This window comes from Mesorhizobium sp. M1E.F.Ca.ET.045.02.1.1 (assembly GCF_003952485.1).
In the GTDB taxonomy this organism is placed as follows: domain Bacteria; phylum Pseudomonadota; class Alphaproteobacteria; order Rhizobiales; family Rhizobiaceae; genus Mesorhizobium.
The window spans coordinates 3,739,947-3,757,713 of sequence record NZ_CP034447.1 but is presented as its reverse complement, the minus strand read 5'-3'; the positions used below and the strand labels follow the sequence as shown (position 1 = coordinate 3,757,713).

Below are 17,767 nucleotides of genomic sequence, written 5' to 3'. Positions count from 1 at the left end.
TAGGTTCCTCCGTGAGGATATTGCGGAGGAGACCCCATGCCTTCCCTGTTCGACATTTTTTCGCAAGCCCAGAACGGCGCCGGCATGCAGGCGCTGGCTCAGCAGTATGGCCTGTCGATGCAGCAGACCCAGGCAGCGATCCAGGCGCTGCTACCCGCCTTCTCGCAGGGGCTGCAGCGTAACACCGCCGATCCTTACGGGATGGGCGCCTTCATGACGGCGATGGCGAGCGGCCAGCACGCCAAATATTTCGAGGACGCCACCAGAGCCTTTTCGCCGCAAGGCATCAACGAGGGCAACGGCATTCTCGGCCACCTGTTCGGCTCGAAGGACCTGTCGCGCGCCGTCGCCGCCCAGGCCGCGCAGGCCACCGGGCTCAGCCAGCAGGTGCTGCAGCAGATGCTGCCGGCGATGGCCTCGATGATGATGGGCGGGCTGTTCAAGCAGACCAACAACCAGATGCAGGCCGCCGGCGGCTTCGGCGGCGGCAGCAACCCGCTTGGCGAAATCATCGAGGAGATGATGCGGCAGGCGGGAGGCGGCGCGCAGGCGCCGCAACCGGCGCCCAATCCTTATGGCGACAATCCTCTGGGCAAGGTGCTTCAGGACATGTTCGGCGGCGGCACGCAGCAGCCGCAAAGCCAGCCGCAGCAGACGCCGAACCCTTACGGCGATAATCCGCTTGGCAAGGTGCTGCAGGACATGTTCGGCGGCGGCGCGCAGCAGACGCAAAACCAGCCTCAGCAGACGCAGAGCCCTTATGGCGACAATCCGCTCGGCAAGATGTTCGAGGAGATGCTGCGCCAGGGCGGCGGCTTCGGCTTGCCGGGCGGTCAGCCGGCGCCGCAGCAGCCGCAACAGCGCCAACCCCAACAGAGTGAGCCGCAGCCGCAGACCAATCCGAGCGGCCGGCCGCGAAACCCGTTTGACGACATTTTCGGCCAGATGTTCGAGACCGGCGCGCAGCAGCGCGACGAGTATCAGAAGGGCATGGAAACGATCTTCGACCAGTTCAAGCGCGGCATGGAACGGCGGTAGCGCTCAACTCAAAAGAAAAATGCCCGGTCCGCAGGGGGAACCGGGCAATCTGCAGGCAGGCCGGCGGGGAACCGGCTGGGAGTGTGGGAGCCTGCATGAAGCTTGGTCGCGCCGAGCCCTCAAAAAGGTTCACAGGCGACCGAGAATGCAGCCGCTCAGGCCACCTTGCGGGCGAGGTCCTCGATCGTGTCGGCGCGGTCGCTGGCAATCGCGCGCAGCTTCGCCGTCGGATCGCGGCCAAAGGGCACGGCAACGGCGACGTGGAGGTCGGCGCGGGTGAGGCCGATATCGGCAAGCTCGGCGTCCGACATCTCGCCAAGGCGGTAGAAGGCGCGGCGGTTTTTCCAGGCGCGGTAGGCGTTGACGAGAGCATTGACCACAAGCGTCGCAACGGCCGGACGCGTGGTGATGCGCGGGGTCTTGGAGGCGAATTCGATCGTGGTCATGTCGGTCTCTCCTTCGGAGTCGAGCGGACGAAACCAGGCAACCGGCGCCTTGGGAGAAGCGCCGTTGCGGTCTCGATACACTTAAAGTGATGCATGTCGTCGCCCCCAACCCGGGAGCCACTTTTGGGCGACATGCAGTGCCTTCATGTGGACAATGCCAATTTGCCATCGCGTGATTGATTAATCCAACGAATGTTTTTAATCTGTAGCATCAACATCAATGATGGATTGGACCGATGAAAGCGCCGCTCGATCTCGATCAGTTGCAGACCTTCATCTCGATCGCCGACACCGGCAGCTTCACCCGGGCGGCCGAAGAGGTGCATCGCACGCAGTCGGCAGTGTCGATGCAGATGCGCCGGCTGGAGGAGCGGATCGGCAAGCCGCTGTTCGAAAAGGACGGGCGCACCAACAAGTTGACCGAGGAAGGCGACAGGCTGCTGTCCTATGCCAGGCGGCTGATCTACCTCAACCGCGAGACTTTAGCCGCCTTCGACGACCAGCGGCTGGAAGGCACGATCAGGATCGGCACGCCGGACGACTATGCCGACCGTTTCCTGCCCGAGATCATGGCGCGCTTCTCGCGCTCCAACCCGCGGGTCGAGCTGACCGTGATCTGCGAACCGACGCCCGGGCTGGTCGAGCACATCAAGCGCGGCAATCTCGACCTCGCGCTGGTGACGCACAACGACACCCGCGGCCAGTCGGAAGTGGTGCGGCGCGAACCGCTTTTGTGGGTCACCTCGGCCAACCACGCCACGCATGAGCAGGAAATCCTGCCGATGGCGTTCGGCCGGCCGAATTGCGTCTGGCGGCGCGCCGCCGTCGACGTGCTCGACCGGCAGAACCGCGAGTATCGCGTGCTGTTCTCCAGCTTCTCGGCCACCGTGATCACCGCCGCCGTGCTTTCCGGCCTCGCCATCTCGGTGCTGCCGGAATGCGCGCTCAGGCCCGGCATGCGCGTGCTTGGCGAGGCCGATGGGTTCGATGCGCTGCCGGACTGCCGGATCGGCATCATGCGCGGCCAGACCTCGCAGCCGGAGATCGTCGACGCCCTGGCCCGCCACATTGCGGAAAGCCTCGACAACATTTCCGTGCCCGTCGGCGAGGAGACGGGAAGCTTCGACTTCGCGGCGCTTGCTTTCGCCAAGATGAAGCGGACCAAGGCGAACCAGATCCTGCCCGGCTGGTAGGGATCAGGCGCGCGCGGCGGCCGGCTCGACCTCATCCGGCGAAGCCAGACCGGAAAGGCCGAGCAGTTGGACCGGCTCGAGCGGCGGCGACAGGAGATAGCCCTGCAGTTGCCGGCAGCCCATGGCGACCAGCAGCATCTTCTGCGCCTCGGTCTCCACACCCTCGGCGGTGACGTCGACTCCGAGCGCGACGGCGAGATCGATCAGCGCCTTGACGATCGCCGCCGAGTTGCCTTCGCCATCGAGAAGCCGCACGAAGGAACAGTCTATCTTGAGCTTGTCGATGGCGTGGCGACGCAGGTGGCTCAGCGATGAATAGCCGGTACCGAAATCGTCCAGAACGATGCCGACGCCCAACTGGCGCAAGGCGGCCAGAGCCGCCCTCGAAGCATCGCTGTTGTCCAGAAGCACGCTTTCGGTGATTTCGAACTGCAGGCGCTGCGGCGCCAGCCCGGTGTCGGCAAGGATCGACGCAACCTGTTCGGGAAAGCCGGCGTCGCGCAATTGCAGCGGTGACACGTTGACGGCGAGCCACGGCAAGTCGGTCCGCACGGCGAAGCGGCAGGCTTCCTGCAGCACCCACGCGCCGAGTTGGCCGATCATGCCGCGCTCCTCGGCGATGGCGATGAACTGCGCCGCCGGCAATGCGCCATGCACCTCATGCCCCCAGCGGATCAGCGCCTCTGCGCCGAGGATCGTCTTGCCGTTCGCCGCGAACACCGGCTGGTAGGCGAGCCCGATGCCGGTTCCGCCGTCGAGGGCCTTGCGAAGCTCGGTCTCGACCTTGCGCTTGCGCAAGAGAAGGTCGTCCATGTCGCCGGCGAAGACCTGGTGCCGGCCGCGGCCGTTCTTCTTGGCTTCGTAGAGCGCGATGTCGGCCTTACGCAAGAGATCGTCGGCATCCGTCTCGTCGCCGGCCGCCAGCGCGATGCCGATCGAGGCGCTGACGAAGACCTGATCGTCCATGAGCTTGAACGGCTCCTGCAACTTCTGCAACAGCCGCTCGGCGATATCCTCGGCGGCTCGGATATCGCGGATGTCGACGAGGATCAGCGCGAACTCGTCGCCGCCCAGCCGCGCCACGGTATCCACCTCGCGAACGGTGTGCTGGAGCCTGGCTGCCGTCTGGCGCACCAGCTCATCGCCCGCGGGATGGCCGAGCGTGTCATTGATATGCTTGAAGCGGTCGAGATCGAGATAAAGCAACGCCACCCCTCCCATGTCGTGAACCGCCATATCCTGGCTAGTCCTGAGCAGGGCCCGTCGCAAGCGGTCCTCGAACAGCGCCCTGTTGGGCAGACCGGTGAGCGTGTCGTGGAAAGCGAGATATTGCGCCTCATCCTGGCTTGTCTGCAGCGCGGACGAAGCGCGGCGGAGCCGGCGCAGCAGGAACGCCAGAACACCAGCCGCCACAAGCAGCGCCACGGCCAGCGCCGGCGCCATCTTGCGCACCAGGGTAAGGCCGGGCCGTTCCTGGTTCCAGCCTATATAGCCGAGGATGACGCCGCGCGAATCGACCAGCGGAACGGCCGCCGCGCCGACCGGTTGCGACAAGGGCACGAGTCGCGCGCCCTCGAGCAGGTATTTCTCGGCGATTTTGCCGATGACGGCGTCGTTGATGAACTCCACCGACACATGCAGATATTCGCTGCCGGGCTCCTGGGTGACCCTGTCGGTGCTCGGCACCAGCGGCATGACGCTGAGGATCGCCGGCTTGCCGCCCAGCGACACCAGATCCCCGGCGACCATCTTGGCCGGCTGGCCGGAAGCGTCGGCCTTCGGCGGCTGGGCGAGCATGGCGCGCAATTTCTCGATGGTGGAGAGCATTGCCGGCTCGTCCTCGCGATAGGCCGACGGATCGAGCACCTCGCCCTCCCGCATGGCATGGACCGGAAGGTTTGCGGCGTCGAGGAGGTAGACCCGGTTGTGGCCGTAATAGGTATACATCCAGACGCTGAGATTCTCCTCGATCCAGGCCTGGTTGCCGGCCTTCACATTGGTGACGGCGTCATCCCAGACCGAAACGCTTTCCTGCTCACGCTGAACCGTCGCGATCTGATCCTTCAGGCCATCGGCGATGAATATCTTTTGGCGTTCGAGCGCGGCATGGTCGGCCTGGACTGCCGCGTAGAGGCCGAAGCCGACGACGATCGCCAGCGCGCAAACGGCAAGCATCAGCACGGTCAAGGTGACCTGATGCGTCAACGGGCTGCTGTTGGGGCGCGGGCTCATGCGTGCTTGGCCGACTGTATCGGAGCCAGTCAAAGCAAATTCGGCTTAAGATCGCGTTATAATATTAGCGAGGATTGGTCCCTGCCTTGACGCAGGCCGATAAGCGTTCCCCAATCGCATGATGAGTGAAGCAGCAACCGAATCACGCAGCAACGCCACCGAATACACGGTGAGCGAGATTTCAGGCGCGCTGAAACGCACGGTCGAGGACGCCTTCGGCAACGTGCGGGTGCGCGGCGAGATTTCAGGCTATCGCGGCCCGCATTCCTCCGGCCACGCCTATTTCGCGCTGAAGGACGACCGCGCGCGGCTCGACGCCGTGGTCTGGAAGACGACGATGGCCCGGCTGAAATTCCGCCCCGAGGAAGGGATGGAAGTGATCGCCAGCGGCAAGCTGACGACCTATCCCGGCAAGTCCAACTACCAGATCGTCATCGACAATCTGGAGCCGGCGGGCGCCGGAGCACTGATGGCGCTGCTGGAAGAGCGCAAGCGCCGGCTGCAGGCGGAGGGCCTGTTCGATTCCGGGCGCAAGCGGCGGCTGCCGTTCATGCCTCAAGTCATCGGCGTGGTCACCTCGCCGACCGGCTCGGTGATCCGAGACATCATCCACCGCATCAAGGACCGGTTTCCGCTCACCGTGCTGGTCTGGCCGGTGAGGGTCCAGGGCGAGACGACGGCCAAGGAAGTGACCGCGGCCGTCAACGGCTTCAATGCGCTCGCCTCGGACGGCGCGATACGACAGCCCGATCTTCTGATCGTGGCGCGCGGCGGCGGCAGCCTCGAGGATCTTTGGGGTTTCAACGACGAAGGGCTGGCACGCGCCGTCGCAGCCTCGCATATCCCAGTGATCTCCGCAGTCGGCCACGAGACGGACTGGACGCTGATCGACTTCGTCGCCGATATGCGCGCGCCGACGCCCACGGGCGCGGCCGAGATTGCGGTACCCGTCAAGGCCGATCTCGAGGCCACGCTGGCGAGCCTCGGGGCGCGGCTCAATGCCTGCGCTTCGCGCAATCTGGAGCGCAAGCGCCAGGCGGTGCGCGCCGCGGCGCGGGCACTGCCTTCGCCCGATCAGTTGCTGGCGCTGCCGCGCCGCCGCTTCGACGAGGCGACCAGCCGGCTGGGCCGTGGCCTGACGGTGAGCATCGAGCGCAAGCGCTCGAGGCTGGACCGGCAGCGGCTGACGCCAGCGACCCTGTCGCGCCGCCTCAACGAGACCCGCACGCTGACCGGCCGCGACATTGCCCGCGCGCGGGCCGCATTCTTTGCCATCGTTCGCCAAGGCCGGGCGCGCTTCCAGCGCACCTCGGCGAGACTGTCGCCGGCGCCGATCGTCAGGCGGCAGAAGCTGCAGGCCGATACGCTGGCCGGGCTGATGCGAAGGCAGGACCAGGCCCTGGCGCGGCAGCTTGATCGGCTGCGTGCGGCGCTTACCCAGGCCGACCGGCTGCTCTCCACCCTCTCGCACAAGGCCGTGCTGGCGCGCGGCTTCGCATTGGTCAAGGACGCCGACGGCGCCGTCATAAAGCGCGTCGCGGAATTGGCGCCGGGCGCGGCGCTGCAACTGGAATTCGCCGACGGCAGTGCCGAGGCCATCGCCACAAGTGGCGGAGCGCGGCCGAAGCTGGCCGCCAAGTCCTCGGGCAAGGCCAAGGAGCCCGGCAGCCAAGGCTCGTTGTTCTGAGGACGGGATGATCATCGACGACCCGCATCTCCGCACGCCCTCCGGCAAGCCCCGCCTGCGTTCGTTCGCGATAGCCCTGGACGGCACGCCCGGGCGCTTCAACGCCATCACCGACGTGCCGGGTGTCACGGTCGGCTACACGACGCTGATTTCCGGAGACGGCCCACTCCAGGTCGGCAAGGGACCGGTGCGCACCGGCATGACGGCGATCCTGCCAAGACCGCCCGGCGAGCTCGCGACGCCGGTGTTTGCCGGCGTGTTCAGCCAGAACGGCAATGGCGAACTCACCGGCACGCACATCATCGAGGAGACCGGCGCCTTCAATCTGCCGATCACCATCACCAACACCCATTCCTGCGGCGTCACCCGCGACGGCACGCTGCGCTGGATGAACCAAGTGCTGCCGGCGGCACTCGACAGCGCGTGGGGACTGCCGGTGGCGGCCGAGACCTATGACGGTTTCCTCAACGACATCAATGGCCACCATGTCGGCTTCGGTCATGTCTCCGCCGCGCTCGATGGCGCGACAGGCGGCGCCATCGAGGAAGGCAGCGTCGGCGGCGGCACCGGCATGATCTCCTTCGGCTTCAAGGCCGGGTCCGGCACCGCCTCGCGCATCATCGAATGGCAGGAAAGAAGCTACACGCTGGGCGTGTTCGTGCAGGCGAACTTCGGCAGGCGGTCCAACTTCACCATTCACGGCCGGCGCGTCGGGCCGGAACTCACCGAGCCGGCGATCCGCGAAGGCACGCCGCGCGCCGAAAAGGGCTCGATCATCGCCATTGTCGCCACCGACGCGCCGTTCCTGCCGCATCAGATGAAACGGCTTGCCCGGCGCGTGCCGCTCGGCATCGCCATGACCGGCGGCTATGGCTACCACAGCTCGGGCGATATCTTTCTTGCCTTCTCGACCGCCAATCCGGGGGCCGCGCTGGCGGCTTCAGGCCGCATCGCCCGCGCGTATTTCATCCCGGACGTCGATATCGACCCGTTCTTCGATGCTGTTGTGCAAGGGGTGGAGGAAGCGATCCTCAACGCGCTGATCGCCAATGAGGACATGACGGGGCGTGACGGCAATTTCGTGCCGGCGCTGCCAAAGGAATGGCTGAAGAACAAATTCGGCTAAGCCCCGCGCCCAGCCCAGGGGGCACAGGGCTTCCCGGCGCGCCGGGCCGGTGTCTTACTCGGACAGCTTGTCCGACGGCGTCTCGTGCGTGCTCTCCTCGGCGACTTCCTCGAGCCGCGAGGCGATCAGTTCCTGGATATCGCCGACTTCTTCCTGGATGTCTTCCAGAAGAATGCCTTCCTCGGCGGCCTCGGCGCAGCATTCCTTCGCCAGGGTCTCGGCCTGCTTCTCGATCTTGGCTGGAGAATGCTGGCAATGGACCTTTTCGCCAATCCATCCGCGCAAGAACTCGATCGCGTGTTCACTCATACTGCTTCTTCCCTAGCGGCTAAGCCGGTTTGGTAGTCATGAACGCCCCCATCCCGCTAACGGATGCACGCCCCATTCGACCCGAGTCGGCCTCGACCGGCAAGACATCTTGCCCGAGATCCACACAGTGGGAGGAATTGGAGGGTTCAGGGAACACGTTCAGATCGGTGAGGATGATGATGCTTCGCCAGGACCGTCAAAGATCCGCTCTCTTGTTTCTGCTTGCTTTTTCCCGGTTTTTCAGGCCGATTTCCGTCACTATACGCAACGCATTTACGGCAATCTCGCAGGCGCAGCAAATGGGCGAGAAACCGAAAGCCGCCGGTATATAGTGATATCCTCACGCAATGTCGACTCCGCTCGCCGTCCTGCTTCCTTCCGCCGCGTCAGGTGAGGCAGGCAACCATCGGATCACGAGCATATGGGCCGCGTTCCCAGGCATAGATGCGACGCCGCCATTGGCCCTTGAACGGTCAAGTCAGGCCCGCGTAACATCGCGCTGCTTCAACTGAGTCTGCTTCATTCGTCCGGGCTAATGTTCGGATCTGGTTGGATATTTTCCTTGCATACGGATGCAAAAAGCAGCGCGCCGGAGCGTGGCAAATCCTTTGCCCATGTGGCGGAAGCCTCCTGGGGAAAGGGCTTCAGCACCCTGCTCCGCATCATGCGCATGATGCTGCGCCACCCCTGGCAGGTCGCTATCACCATCGTCTCGACCTTGATTGCCGCGACGCTGCAGCTTCTCATTCCACGCCTGCTGGGGCGCGCCATCGATCAGGCGCAAGGCGTGATAGCCGAGGGCGCCGGCACTGCCGCGGAGCACGCGCTCTGGAACACGGCGCTCACGCTGCTCGTCGTCAGCGTCCTGCGCGGCCTCTTCACCATGGCGCAGAACTACTATGGCGAGGCCGTCGGCCATCAGACCGGATACGAACTGCGCCTGGCTTTCTATGAGAAAATCCAGCGCCTGAGCTTTGCCTTTCACGACAGGGTTCACACCGGCGATCTGATCACGCTCGGGCTGCTCGATCTCGACGGCGTGCGCATGTTCTTTTCCACCGGCGTCCTGCGCGTGGTTCTGCTCGGCGTGCTGATCGGCGTCGGTGCCTATCTCTTGATCAGCACCGATCCGGTGCTCGGGCTGCTCAGCCTCAGCTTCGTGCCGTTCGTCGCCTGGCGGTCCTCCGTCACCCAGTTGAGACTGCGCAGCACCTGGCTGACCCTGCAGCAGCGACTGTCGGTGCTGAGCCGAGTGATGGACGAGAACCTCGGCGGCATCCGTGTCGTGCGCGCTTTTGCGGCGCAGAGCCACGAGCTCAAGAAATTCGACCGTGCCAAGCAGGACGCGCTGGATCTCGCCAACGAGCGCGTCGATATCCGCGTCGGCAACACCAGCGCGATGAACTTCTCGTTCCTGGCGGCCATGGGGCTCGTGCTCTGGTTCGGCGGCCAGAAGGTGATGGCGGGTCAAATCAGCGTCGGCACGCTGGCGCAGTTCCTCACCTTCATGACCATCCTGCAGATGCCGGTGCGCCAGCTCGGCCTGATGGTCAACTCGTTCGCACGCGCCTCGACCTGCGGCACGCGGCTGTTCGAACTGCTAGACACCGAGCTCGACATCAAGGACGCGCCGGGTGCCAGGGACCTCGTCGTCACCGAGGGCGTGCTGCGCTTCGACGATGTCGGCTTCCGCTATGGGGGTTCAGGCGGCCGGCCGACATTGTCCGGTATTTCCTTCGAGGCCAGGCCCGGCCAGACCATCGGCATCGTCGGTCCCCCCGGCAGCGGCAAGTCGACCATCGCGCATTTGATCCCGCGCTTCTACGATGTGACCCGCGGCACCATCACCATCGACGGCCAGGACATCCGCGCGGTCACGCTGCAATCGCTGCGCAAGGCGGTCGGCGTCGTGCAGCAGGACGCCTTCCTGTTCACGACCTCGATCGAGAACAACATTGCCTATGGCAATCCCTGGGCACGCGAGACCCGCATCGAGCGGGCGGCCGAATCCGCCCAGTTGCACAACTACATCATCGGGCTTCCGGCCGGCTACACCACGATCGTCGGCGAACGCGGCGCGTCGCTCTCCGGGGGCCAGCGGCAGCGCCTGACCATCGCCCGCAGCCTGATGCTGCGGCCTTCGGTGCTGGTCTTCGACGATTCCACCGCGGCCATCGATGCCGGCACCGAACAGCGGATCCGGGCAGCGATGAAGCGCTTCGCCAAGGACCGCGTGACGCTCATCATCTCGCATCGGCTGAGTTCGCTGATGCATGCCGACCAGATCCTGTTCGTCGAGGGTGGCCGGATTGTCGAGTGCGGCACGCATGAGGAACTGCTGGCCTTGGGCGGACGCTACCGCGCGCTCTACGACCTGCAGCTACGGCCCGACGATGCCGCATTGGGAGCCGCGTGATGCCGGACCCGCGCGACGACGAGAAGGAAGACACCAGCGGACGGCCGGCAAAGGCGGTCGTCGGCTCGCACCGCGACGAGGAGGAGGTCTTCGGCAAGGCCTACGATCCGCGCGTCGTGCGGCGCATCTGGAGCTTCGTCAAACCGTACCAGTCCCGCATCTTCATCTCGGTCGCTGCGGTGCTGGTGTTCACGCTGACGCAATTGGCGATCCCGCTGGTCATCCGCTACGCCATCGACCACGGCATGGCGCCGGGCAGGCTCGACCGTTCGGTGATGGGCTGGGCGACCGCTGCCTTTGCCGTGATCATCCTCATCAACTACGCGGCCAGCTATGTGCAGGAGAGCGTCGTCGGCAAGGTGGCCGAGAATGTGCTTTCCGACCTGCGCCGCGCCATGTTCAGCCATCTGCAGCGGGTCTCGCTGAGTTTCATGGACAAGACCGAGGTCGGCCGGCTGATGTCGCGCCTGCAGGGCGACGTCAATTCGATGCAGGAATTCCTCGAGACGTCGGTCATGTCGGTGGGCGACATCGTCTTATTGTTCGGCATCGTCAGCGTCCTGCTCTGGCTGGATTTCCGGCTCGGGCTGCTGACGCTGTCGACCATGCCGATGCTGTTCGTCGTCCGCCTGTTCTGGCTGCCGCGCGCCAAGGTCGCCTTCATGGCCGCGCATGAAACCAACTCGATCGCCAACGGGGCGCTCGCCGAAGGCATTCACGGCGTGCGCACCGTGCAAAGCCTCGAACGCCAGCACGTCAATTTCGACCTCTATGACGAGAAGGTGCTGGCCAATCTCAATGCCCATCTGAGGTCGGCCAAATACGCGCAGGTGATGGTGCCGATCGTCGATACGCTGACCGGCATCGCCATGGCGACGGTCATCGTCGTCGGCGGTTCGATGGTGCTGTCGCACAGCCTCGATGTCGGCGTCATGGTGGCATTCCTGTTCTACATCCAGCGCTTCTTCGACCCCATCCGCTCGCTTACCATGCAGTACAGCGTCATGCAGCGCGCCATGGCTTCGGGCCAGCGCATCTCCGAAGTGCTCGACGTGCCGGTGGACGTCAGCGACAGGCAAGACGCGGTGGCGCTGTCGCGCGACATGGACGGGTCGGTCGAGTTCAGGAACGTCACCTTCGGCTACCGGCGGGACCAGCCGGTGCTGAAGAATGTCAGCTTCCGTGTCAATCCGGGCGAAACCGTAGCGCTTGTCGGCCCGACCGGGTCCGGCAAGTCGAGCTCCATGGCGCTGGCGCATCGCTTCTACGATGTGTGGTCGGGTCAGGTCCTGGTCGGTGGCCACGACGTGCGCGACCTGACGCAGGATTCGCTCGGCGATCAGATGGCCATGGTCCTGCAGGAGCCGTTTCTGTTTTCCGGAACGGTGCTGGAGAACATCCGCTATCACAAGACCAATGCTACCCGCGAGGAGGTGGTGCGCGCGGCGAAGGCCGTCGGCGCGCACGACTTCATCTCGCACTTGCCCGGCGGTTACGACACCGAGCTCGAGCAGCGCGGCGGCAATCTCTCGCTCGGCCAGCGCCAGTTGATCAGCTTCGCGCGGGCGCTGGTGGCCGACGCCAGGATACTGGTGCTCGACGAGGCCACGGCCAGCATCGATTCCTATACGGAGATGCTGATCCAGAAGGCGCTGACAAAACTGCTGGAAGGCCGGACCGGGCTCGTCATAGCCCATCGGCTCGCCACCATCCGCGGCGCCGACCGCATCATCGTCCTGCAGAACGGCGAGATCGTCGAAAGCGGTAACCACGAACGATTGATGCAACGAAACGGCCTCTACGCCCGCCTCTACAACATGAACTACGCCTCGTTCGACGACATTTCCGAGGAAGACATGGGAATGGACGCGGCGGCCGGCAAAGCGACGTGACCGTCAGGGAGCCGATGGTACCGTTGGCTGGGCTCGAACCAGCGACCCCCAGATCCACAATCTGGTGCTCTAACCAACTGAGCTACAACGGCACATCTACCTGACCGCAATCGAGGAGAAACCGTTCTCCGCGTCCGCGCTGTCGTCGGCGATGCGTCCAATACGGGCTATCAGAGTCTAATTCAAGGCCTTTGATTAGGCAAAGGCCGGTTCAACGACCGGCACCCGTTTTAGCCGGGCAAAAGAAAAGGCCGGCGGGAGGAGGTGCCGGCCTTTTCCTGTTACGAGCCAGCGGGAGGAGGTGCTGGCTGGTCACCCCGGGAACGGAGGGAGGAGGTTCCATCCCCGGGTATTCATCCGATCAACTCATCGCACATCTATTTGTCTGATGAAATGCGACGTTTTGATGCAGCTTTTGGTTGTACCTGTCAGGCCGCCTTAACGTCCTTGATCGCCTTCTCGAAGGCGGTCTTGACCGGCTTGGAGACGTCCTCGACCGCCTTGGAGGCAACGGCCTGCAAGTCCTTGGCCTGCTCGAGGGCCATCTCGACGCGCTTGCGCAGGAAGGCGGTCTGCAGTTCGACGACCTCGGAGAGCGTCTTGGCGCCGACAAGGGCTTCGAGGTGCGAGAAGCCGGCTTCGGCGTTGGCGCGCAGCACGGCGATGGTCTTCAGCGACAGGTCGCCGGAAACGGTCTTGGCGGTCTCGTAGGTCGACTCCAGAACCTTCTGGGTCTCCTCGGCACCGGTCTTCAACTTGGCATAGGCCTCTTTCGACTGCTCGACGCCCTTCTCGGCGAAGGCGCGGATCTGGTCGGTGGCCTTGGAGGCGTCGAAGCTCGGGAATTCCACGTTTTCGATGGTGTCAGAAGTCTTGGCAATCTTGGACATTTTCCAACCTTTCAGAGGCAGCGGCTTTGTCAGAAAGCCGTCTCGTTCACGTATGATGGCAATATAAAGGCAAATTTTGTGCATTGCAACATCTTTGTTGCAGCGCACCATAAAAATCGTCCGACCATTAACCAAGAGCCCAGAGATTTCGGTCGCTACACGGCATGGCTTGTGGACCTTCGCCCCGCAGGCTTTTATTAACAAAGCGTTAACCGAAATGCCCGCTGCCGGAGGGTTCGCCAGCGCATGCCGCCCGAAAACTACTCCTTCCTTGATGTCGCTGTGCTCGATGCCGTGCGCCAGCGCTTCGCCGCCGGCGACGCACTCGCCATATTGTCGGCCGATCTCGAGCAGGTGATCTGGGCCAACGGGCCAGGCGCCGCGGTGTTCGGCTATCCGGATATCGAGGCCATCATCGGCGCCTCGGCGCGGCTGCCGCTGATCGCCAGGCGGCAGATCATGGCGACCAGCGGCTTTCCGGAAATCGGCAGCGACCGCGCCATCACGGTACGGCTAGCGACCGGCATGGTGAGCCGCGCCGTCGGCTTCCTGGCCAGCACGGTAACGATGCCGGACGGCGAAAAGGCGATCATGCTGGCGGTGCCCGCGGCGCAGACCGGTTCGCGCAGCGTCGCCGAAATCGCCGGCCGTGCCATCGGCGGCTTCACCGAGGCCGGACATTTCATCGCCTTCGTCGATGCCCAGGGGCAAACCGAGGCGGCTTCGGAGGGCTTTGCGGCGCTCGGCATCAAGCCGGAGACCCTGGCTGCCCTGGTCGCGGACGTGGCAAGCGCGGGAGACCGCATCGTCAAGCGCCTCGTTCCCGGAGCGGACACCTCCTATCCGGCCGGCTTTGCCCGGCTCACCGACCAGCGCCATCTTCTGGTGGTGATCGACGAGGACCAGCTCGACGGCGAGCAGAACGACCGGCCCGGCGGCGATGACACAGCGGCAGCGCCGGAAAGCGCGCCTGCCGTCTCTGAAGACAAGAGCACCGCTGCCGAAGCCGAGCCGGTCCGAGAGAACGATATCTCGCCCCCGGCAGCGACCGCGGGCGGAGAAGCAGTCACGGCCCTGGCGGGGTCTGCGGACAGCGCCCAGCCAACGAAAGAGACCGCGACCACGGTCGACCACGTGCCGGATACGACCGAAGCAGGTAGGCCGGCTGCCGATGCGGGCCCTGCGCAGCACGACCATTGGTATTTTAACGCCGGCGTGGACGAGGTGAGTCCGCCTGAACCGGAGGTACCACCGCGGGTAGAACCGGCGGATGCTGCCGCTGAGAGCCTGCAGCACACAGCCGAAAGCGGGGCGTCGGCGCAGCCGGGCGCGGCTCGCAATATCGACCGTTCGGCGCCGCCGTTGCGTTTCGTCTGGCGCACCGACGCCGAGGGTAGGTTCAGCGCGCTGTCGCCGGAATTCGCCGACATCGTCGGCAAGCCGGCCGCCGATGTGATCGGCCGCCGCTTCAGGGACGTCGCCACGACTTTCGGTCTCGACACGTCGGGCGAGATCGCCACGCTGCTCGAGCGGCGCGATACCTGGTCGGGGCGTTCGGTGCTTTGGCCGGTGGCGGGCACGGACTTGAAGATACCGGTCGATCTCGCGGCGCTGCCGGTCTATGGCCGCAGCCGCGCCTTCGAGGGTTTTCGCGGCTTCGGCGTTGCGCGCAGCGCCGACGCCATCATGGATCCAGAAGCGCTCGGCATGGCGCTTGTACCCAATGGCGCCGCACCAGCCGAACCCGAACCTGCCGCCGGGCAACCGGCAGCCGAGCCGCCGAAGCCTGCCGACCCGTTCCAGGGCGAGGTGCCGGCGCTGACCATCGTGCCGAAGCCGGAGCGGCGCTACGCCGACAAGGTGATCCGTCTGGCCGAGCACCGGCAGCCGGCCAATGAGCCAGGAAGTGAAAAGCAGGGAAGTGACAACAGGCCTGGAAATGACAGGGGCCTGTCGATCCTCGAACGCAGCGCCTTTCGCGAGATCGGCGAGCGGCTGAGGAAGGACAGTTCCGCCCCGGCCGAGCCGACGACCGCCGCCCCCGCCGGGACCGAAAAGCAGCCTGACGCGATCTCCGCCGCCGACAAGGCCGAGACAGCGGCGGCACAACCGAAGACCGGTGGGCGGAAGGCCGGCGAGCCCGATCTGACGGCGGCCGATACGCGCCGGGATGAACCCATCGGGCGCGAAGCCAAGCAAACGCTGCCCCAGGCCGAGGCCGATGAGACGGCGGAGGCGGAGACCGAGGCGGAAGATCAGAAGGATCTGGCCCGGCTCGACGGTATCGACGACGCTTCCGAGGCAGCCGCCGGCCAGGACGAAACGCCGCCCGTCTCCGGCTCGCTGCTCGACTATGCCGGGCCGGAGAAGGCCGCCGACGAAGCGGACCAAACGCCGGATTCCGAAACCCGCCAAACCGAAGCGGTGGAAAAGGCGGCCGAACCGACGGCTCAGCGGCCCGTGGCGGGGGCGCCCGCCCCCGACGCAGGCGCGGATGACGACAGCATGACCGCCGACGATTTTCGCGACGCGCAAGACAGCGAGGATTGGGCCGGTTCCGATAGCGACAGCGCCCTGCCCGCAGTCGAAAGGCCTGTCGAAGCGAAAGCGGTATCGCCGGAACGGCCGCGCCTCGAGATGCCGCCGCTCAAGCTCGAAGGCTTCGTGCCGTCGGCCTTCTCCACCGGAGAGGAAGCGAGGGCGCCCGACACGTCCATCGTCGCCAGGCTGCCGGTGCCGCTGCTCATCCATTCCGGCGATGTGCTGCATTACGCCAATGACGCCTTCCTCGAGCTCACCGGCTATGACGCGCTTGAGGACCTTACCGATGCCGGCGGGCTTGGCGCACTGTTCGCCGAGCACTACGCCAACGACGGCGAGGCCGACGAAAGCGACCGTTCGCTGAAGCTCACGACCCGCCAGGGTCAGGAATTCCCGATCGATGCGTTGTTGCGCTCCGTGCCGTGGCGCGGCGGCAAGGCGCTGATGCTGGTGGTGCGCCGCACGGGCGAGGACGAGTCGCCAGCGACGAGTTTCAGCGCGGCGAATGACGAGCCGAGCCAGCAGCCGGATGTTTCGGAGCTGAAGTCGCGCATCGCCGAAATGCGCACCATCATCGACACCGCCACCGACGGCGTGGTGCTGATCGGCCGCGACGGCAATATCCGTTCGATCAGCCGCCCCGCGGAAGCCCTGTTCGGCTTCGACACCGATGAGATCGCCGGCAAGCCTTTCGCTTCGCTGTTCGCCATCGAGAGCCAGCGCGCGGCGCGCGACTATCTCGCCGGCCTTTCCGAGCCGGGCGTGGCGAGCCTGCTCAATGACGGCCGCGAGGTCATCGGCCGCGAGGCGCAGGGACGCTTCATTCCGCTGTTCATGACCATTGGCAGGCTGCCCAACGACAGCGGCTTCTGCGCCGTCGTGCGCGACATCACGCAGTGGAAGCGAGCTGAGGAAGACCTCACCCAGGCGCGCGCCGTGGCCGAGCGCGCCTCCTCGCAAAAGACGGATTTCCTCGCCCGCATCAGCCATGAGATCCGCACGCCGCTCAACGCCATCATCGGCTTTTCCGAACTGATGGTGGACGAGAAGTTCGGCCCCGTCGCCAATGACCGCTACCGCGACTATCTGCGCGACATCAACCGGTCCGGCAATCACGTGCTCGACCTCGTCAACGACCTGCTCGACATCTCCAAGATCGAGGCCGGCCAGCAGGAAATGGCCTATGAGGCGGTGTCACTCAACGACACGCTGGCCGAAACAGTGGCGATGATGCAGCCGCAGGCCAACCGCGAGCGCGTCATCATCCGTTCCAGCTTCGCCTCGCGGCTGCCGGAGGTGGTGGCGGACTTGAGAAGCGTGCGCCAGATCGCCCTCAACATCCTATCCAATGCCATCCGCTACACACAGGCGGGCGGTCAGGTGATCGTGTCGACCGCGTACGAGGCCTCCGGCGACGTCGTCATGCGCGTGCGCGACACCGGCATCGGCATGACCCAGGCCGAGATCGAACAGGCGCTGAAGCCGTTCAAGCAGATCAATGCGCTGAAGCGCGGACGCGGCGACGGCACCGGCCTCGGGTTGCCGCTGACCAAAGCGATGGTCGAGGCGAACCGTGCCCGCTTCACCATCACGTCAACTCCCGGCGAAGGCACACTGGTCGAGGTCGGCTTCCCTTCCACGCGCGTGCTCGCCGAATAATCGCGTCTTGAGCGGTTCACCGTTTCACGGAAACGGCAAACCGCTCTATCTCTTTGTTTTGACGCAATTCCGGACGGAAGACCGCTGCGCACTTTTCTGGAATTGCTCCAGGAAAAGAAAAAGGCGTCCAGTGGACGCCTTGAAAGATGGGATTGCTGTCACAACGGGGACTTGAGCGAATCTGATCCTCAGGGGACGAGGAACGGGATTTCTCCCTCAAGTTATACGCGACTATCGGCGTCGTCCCTTAACAAGTCCTTACCGGGGGCCGAAAAAATTTACGAATGTGTACCACTCGTGAAATCTAGGTAAATTCGGTCGCCAGAATTCGTTTACCA

General features: G+C 64.9%; 11 protein-coding genes and 1 tRNA gene. 7 read left to right on the top strand and 5 right to left on the bottom strand.

Annotated features, from left to right (window positions below):
• Window positions 1-36 precede the first annotated feature (36 nt).
• A complete protein-coding gene (locus EJ070_RS18120) occupies window positions 37-1,038 on the top strand; it encodes a DUF937 domain-containing protein (protein ID WP_126092581.1) in 1,002 nt (333 codons plus the stop codon).
• A 155-nt stretch (window positions 1,039-1,193) separates the two neighbouring features.
• On the opposite strand, the gene EJ070_RS18115 is transcribed toward EJ070_RS18120, so the two are convergent.
• A complete protein-coding gene (locus EJ070_RS18115; RefSeq protein WP_126092580.1) occupies window positions 1,194-1,484 on the bottom strand; it encodes a DUF1127 domain-containing protein in 291 nt (96 codons plus the stop codon).
• Window positions 1,485-1,720: 236 nt separating this feature from the next.
• Between EJ070_RS18115 and EJ070_RS18110 the strand changes: the two genes are divergently transcribed.
• Window positions 1,721-2,677: a LysR substrate-binding domain-containing protein gene (locus EJ070_RS18110; RefSeq protein ID WP_126092579.1), complete on the top strand. Its 957-nt coding sequence runs from the start codon at window positions 1,721-1,723 to the stop codon at window positions 2,675-2,677.
• A 3-nt stretch (window positions 2,678-2,680) separates the two neighbouring features.
• On the opposite strand, the gene EJ070_RS18105 is transcribed toward EJ070_RS18110, so the two are convergent.
• Window positions 2,681-4,909: an EAL domain-containing protein gene (locus EJ070_RS18105; RefSeq protein ID WP_126092578.1), complete on the bottom strand. Its 2,229-nt coding sequence runs from the start codon at window positions 4,907-4,909 to the stop codon at window positions 2,681-2,683.
• Between the two features lie 121 nt (window positions 4,910-5,030).
• Between EJ070_RS18105 and xseA the strand changes: the two genes are divergently transcribed.
• Window positions 5,031-6,596: an exodeoxyribonuclease VII large subunit gene (gene xseA, locus EJ070_RS18100; protein ID WP_126092577.1), complete on the top strand. Its 1,566-nt coding sequence runs from the start codon at window positions 5,031-5,033 to the stop codon at window positions 6,594-6,596.
• A gap of 10 nt (window positions 6,597-6,606) precedes the next feature.
• The gene (locus EJ070_RS18095; protein WP_126095809.1) at window positions 6,607-7,722 is read left to right on the top strand and encodes a P1 family peptidase; all 1,116 of its coding nucleotides are present in this window, start codon (window positions 6,607-6,609) and stop codon (window positions 7,720-7,722) included.
• 54 nt (window positions 7,723-7,776) lie between these two features.
• Here the strand turns inward: EJ070_RS18095 and EJ070_RS18090 are convergent, their stop codons facing one another.
• A complete protein-coding gene (locus EJ070_RS18090) occupies window positions 7,777-8,031 on the bottom strand; it encodes a DUF768 domain-containing protein (protein WP_126092576.1) in 255 nt (84 codons plus the stop codon).
• 562 nt (window positions 8,032-8,593) lie between these two features.
• Here EJ070_RS18090 and EJ070_RS18085 point away from each other — a divergent pair.
• The gene (locus tag EJ070_RS18085; RefSeq protein WP_126092575.1) at window positions 8,594-10,447 is read left to right on the top strand and encodes an ABC transporter ATP-binding protein; all 1,854 of its coding nucleotides are present in this window, start codon (window positions 8,594-8,596) and stop codon (window positions 10,445-10,447) included.
• Window positions 10,447-12,339, top strand: a complete 1,893-nt coding sequence (locus EJ070_RS18080; protein ID WP_126092574.1) for an ABC transporter ATP-binding protein — start codon at window positions 10,447-10,449, stop codon at window positions 12,337-12,339. The genes EJ070_RS18085 and EJ070_RS18080 overlap by 1 nt, the downstream gene beginning before the upstream one ends.
• A 15-nt stretch (window positions 12,340-12,354) precedes the next feature.
• Here the strand turns inward: EJ070_RS18080 and EJ070_RS18075 are convergent.
• Window positions 12,355-12,431 (bottom strand) — tRNA-His (locus EJ070_RS18075).
• Between the two features lie 336 nt (window positions 12,432-12,767).
• Window positions 12,768-13,229 (bottom strand): phasin, encoded by a 462-nt coding sequence (locus EJ070_RS18070; RefSeq protein ID WP_126092573.1) that lies wholly within the window; start codon window positions 13,227-13,229, stop codon window positions 12,768-12,770.
• A 246-nt stretch (window positions 13,230-13,475) separates the two neighbouring features.
• Here EJ070_RS18070 and EJ070_RS18065 point away from each other — a divergent pair, with 246 nt between their 5' ends.
• A complete protein-coding gene (locus tag EJ070_RS18065; protein ID WP_126092572.1) occupies window positions 13,476-17,429 on the top strand; it encodes a PAS domain S-box protein in 3,954 nt (1,317 codons plus the stop codon).
• Window positions 17,430-17,767: the final 338 nt, after the last annotated feature.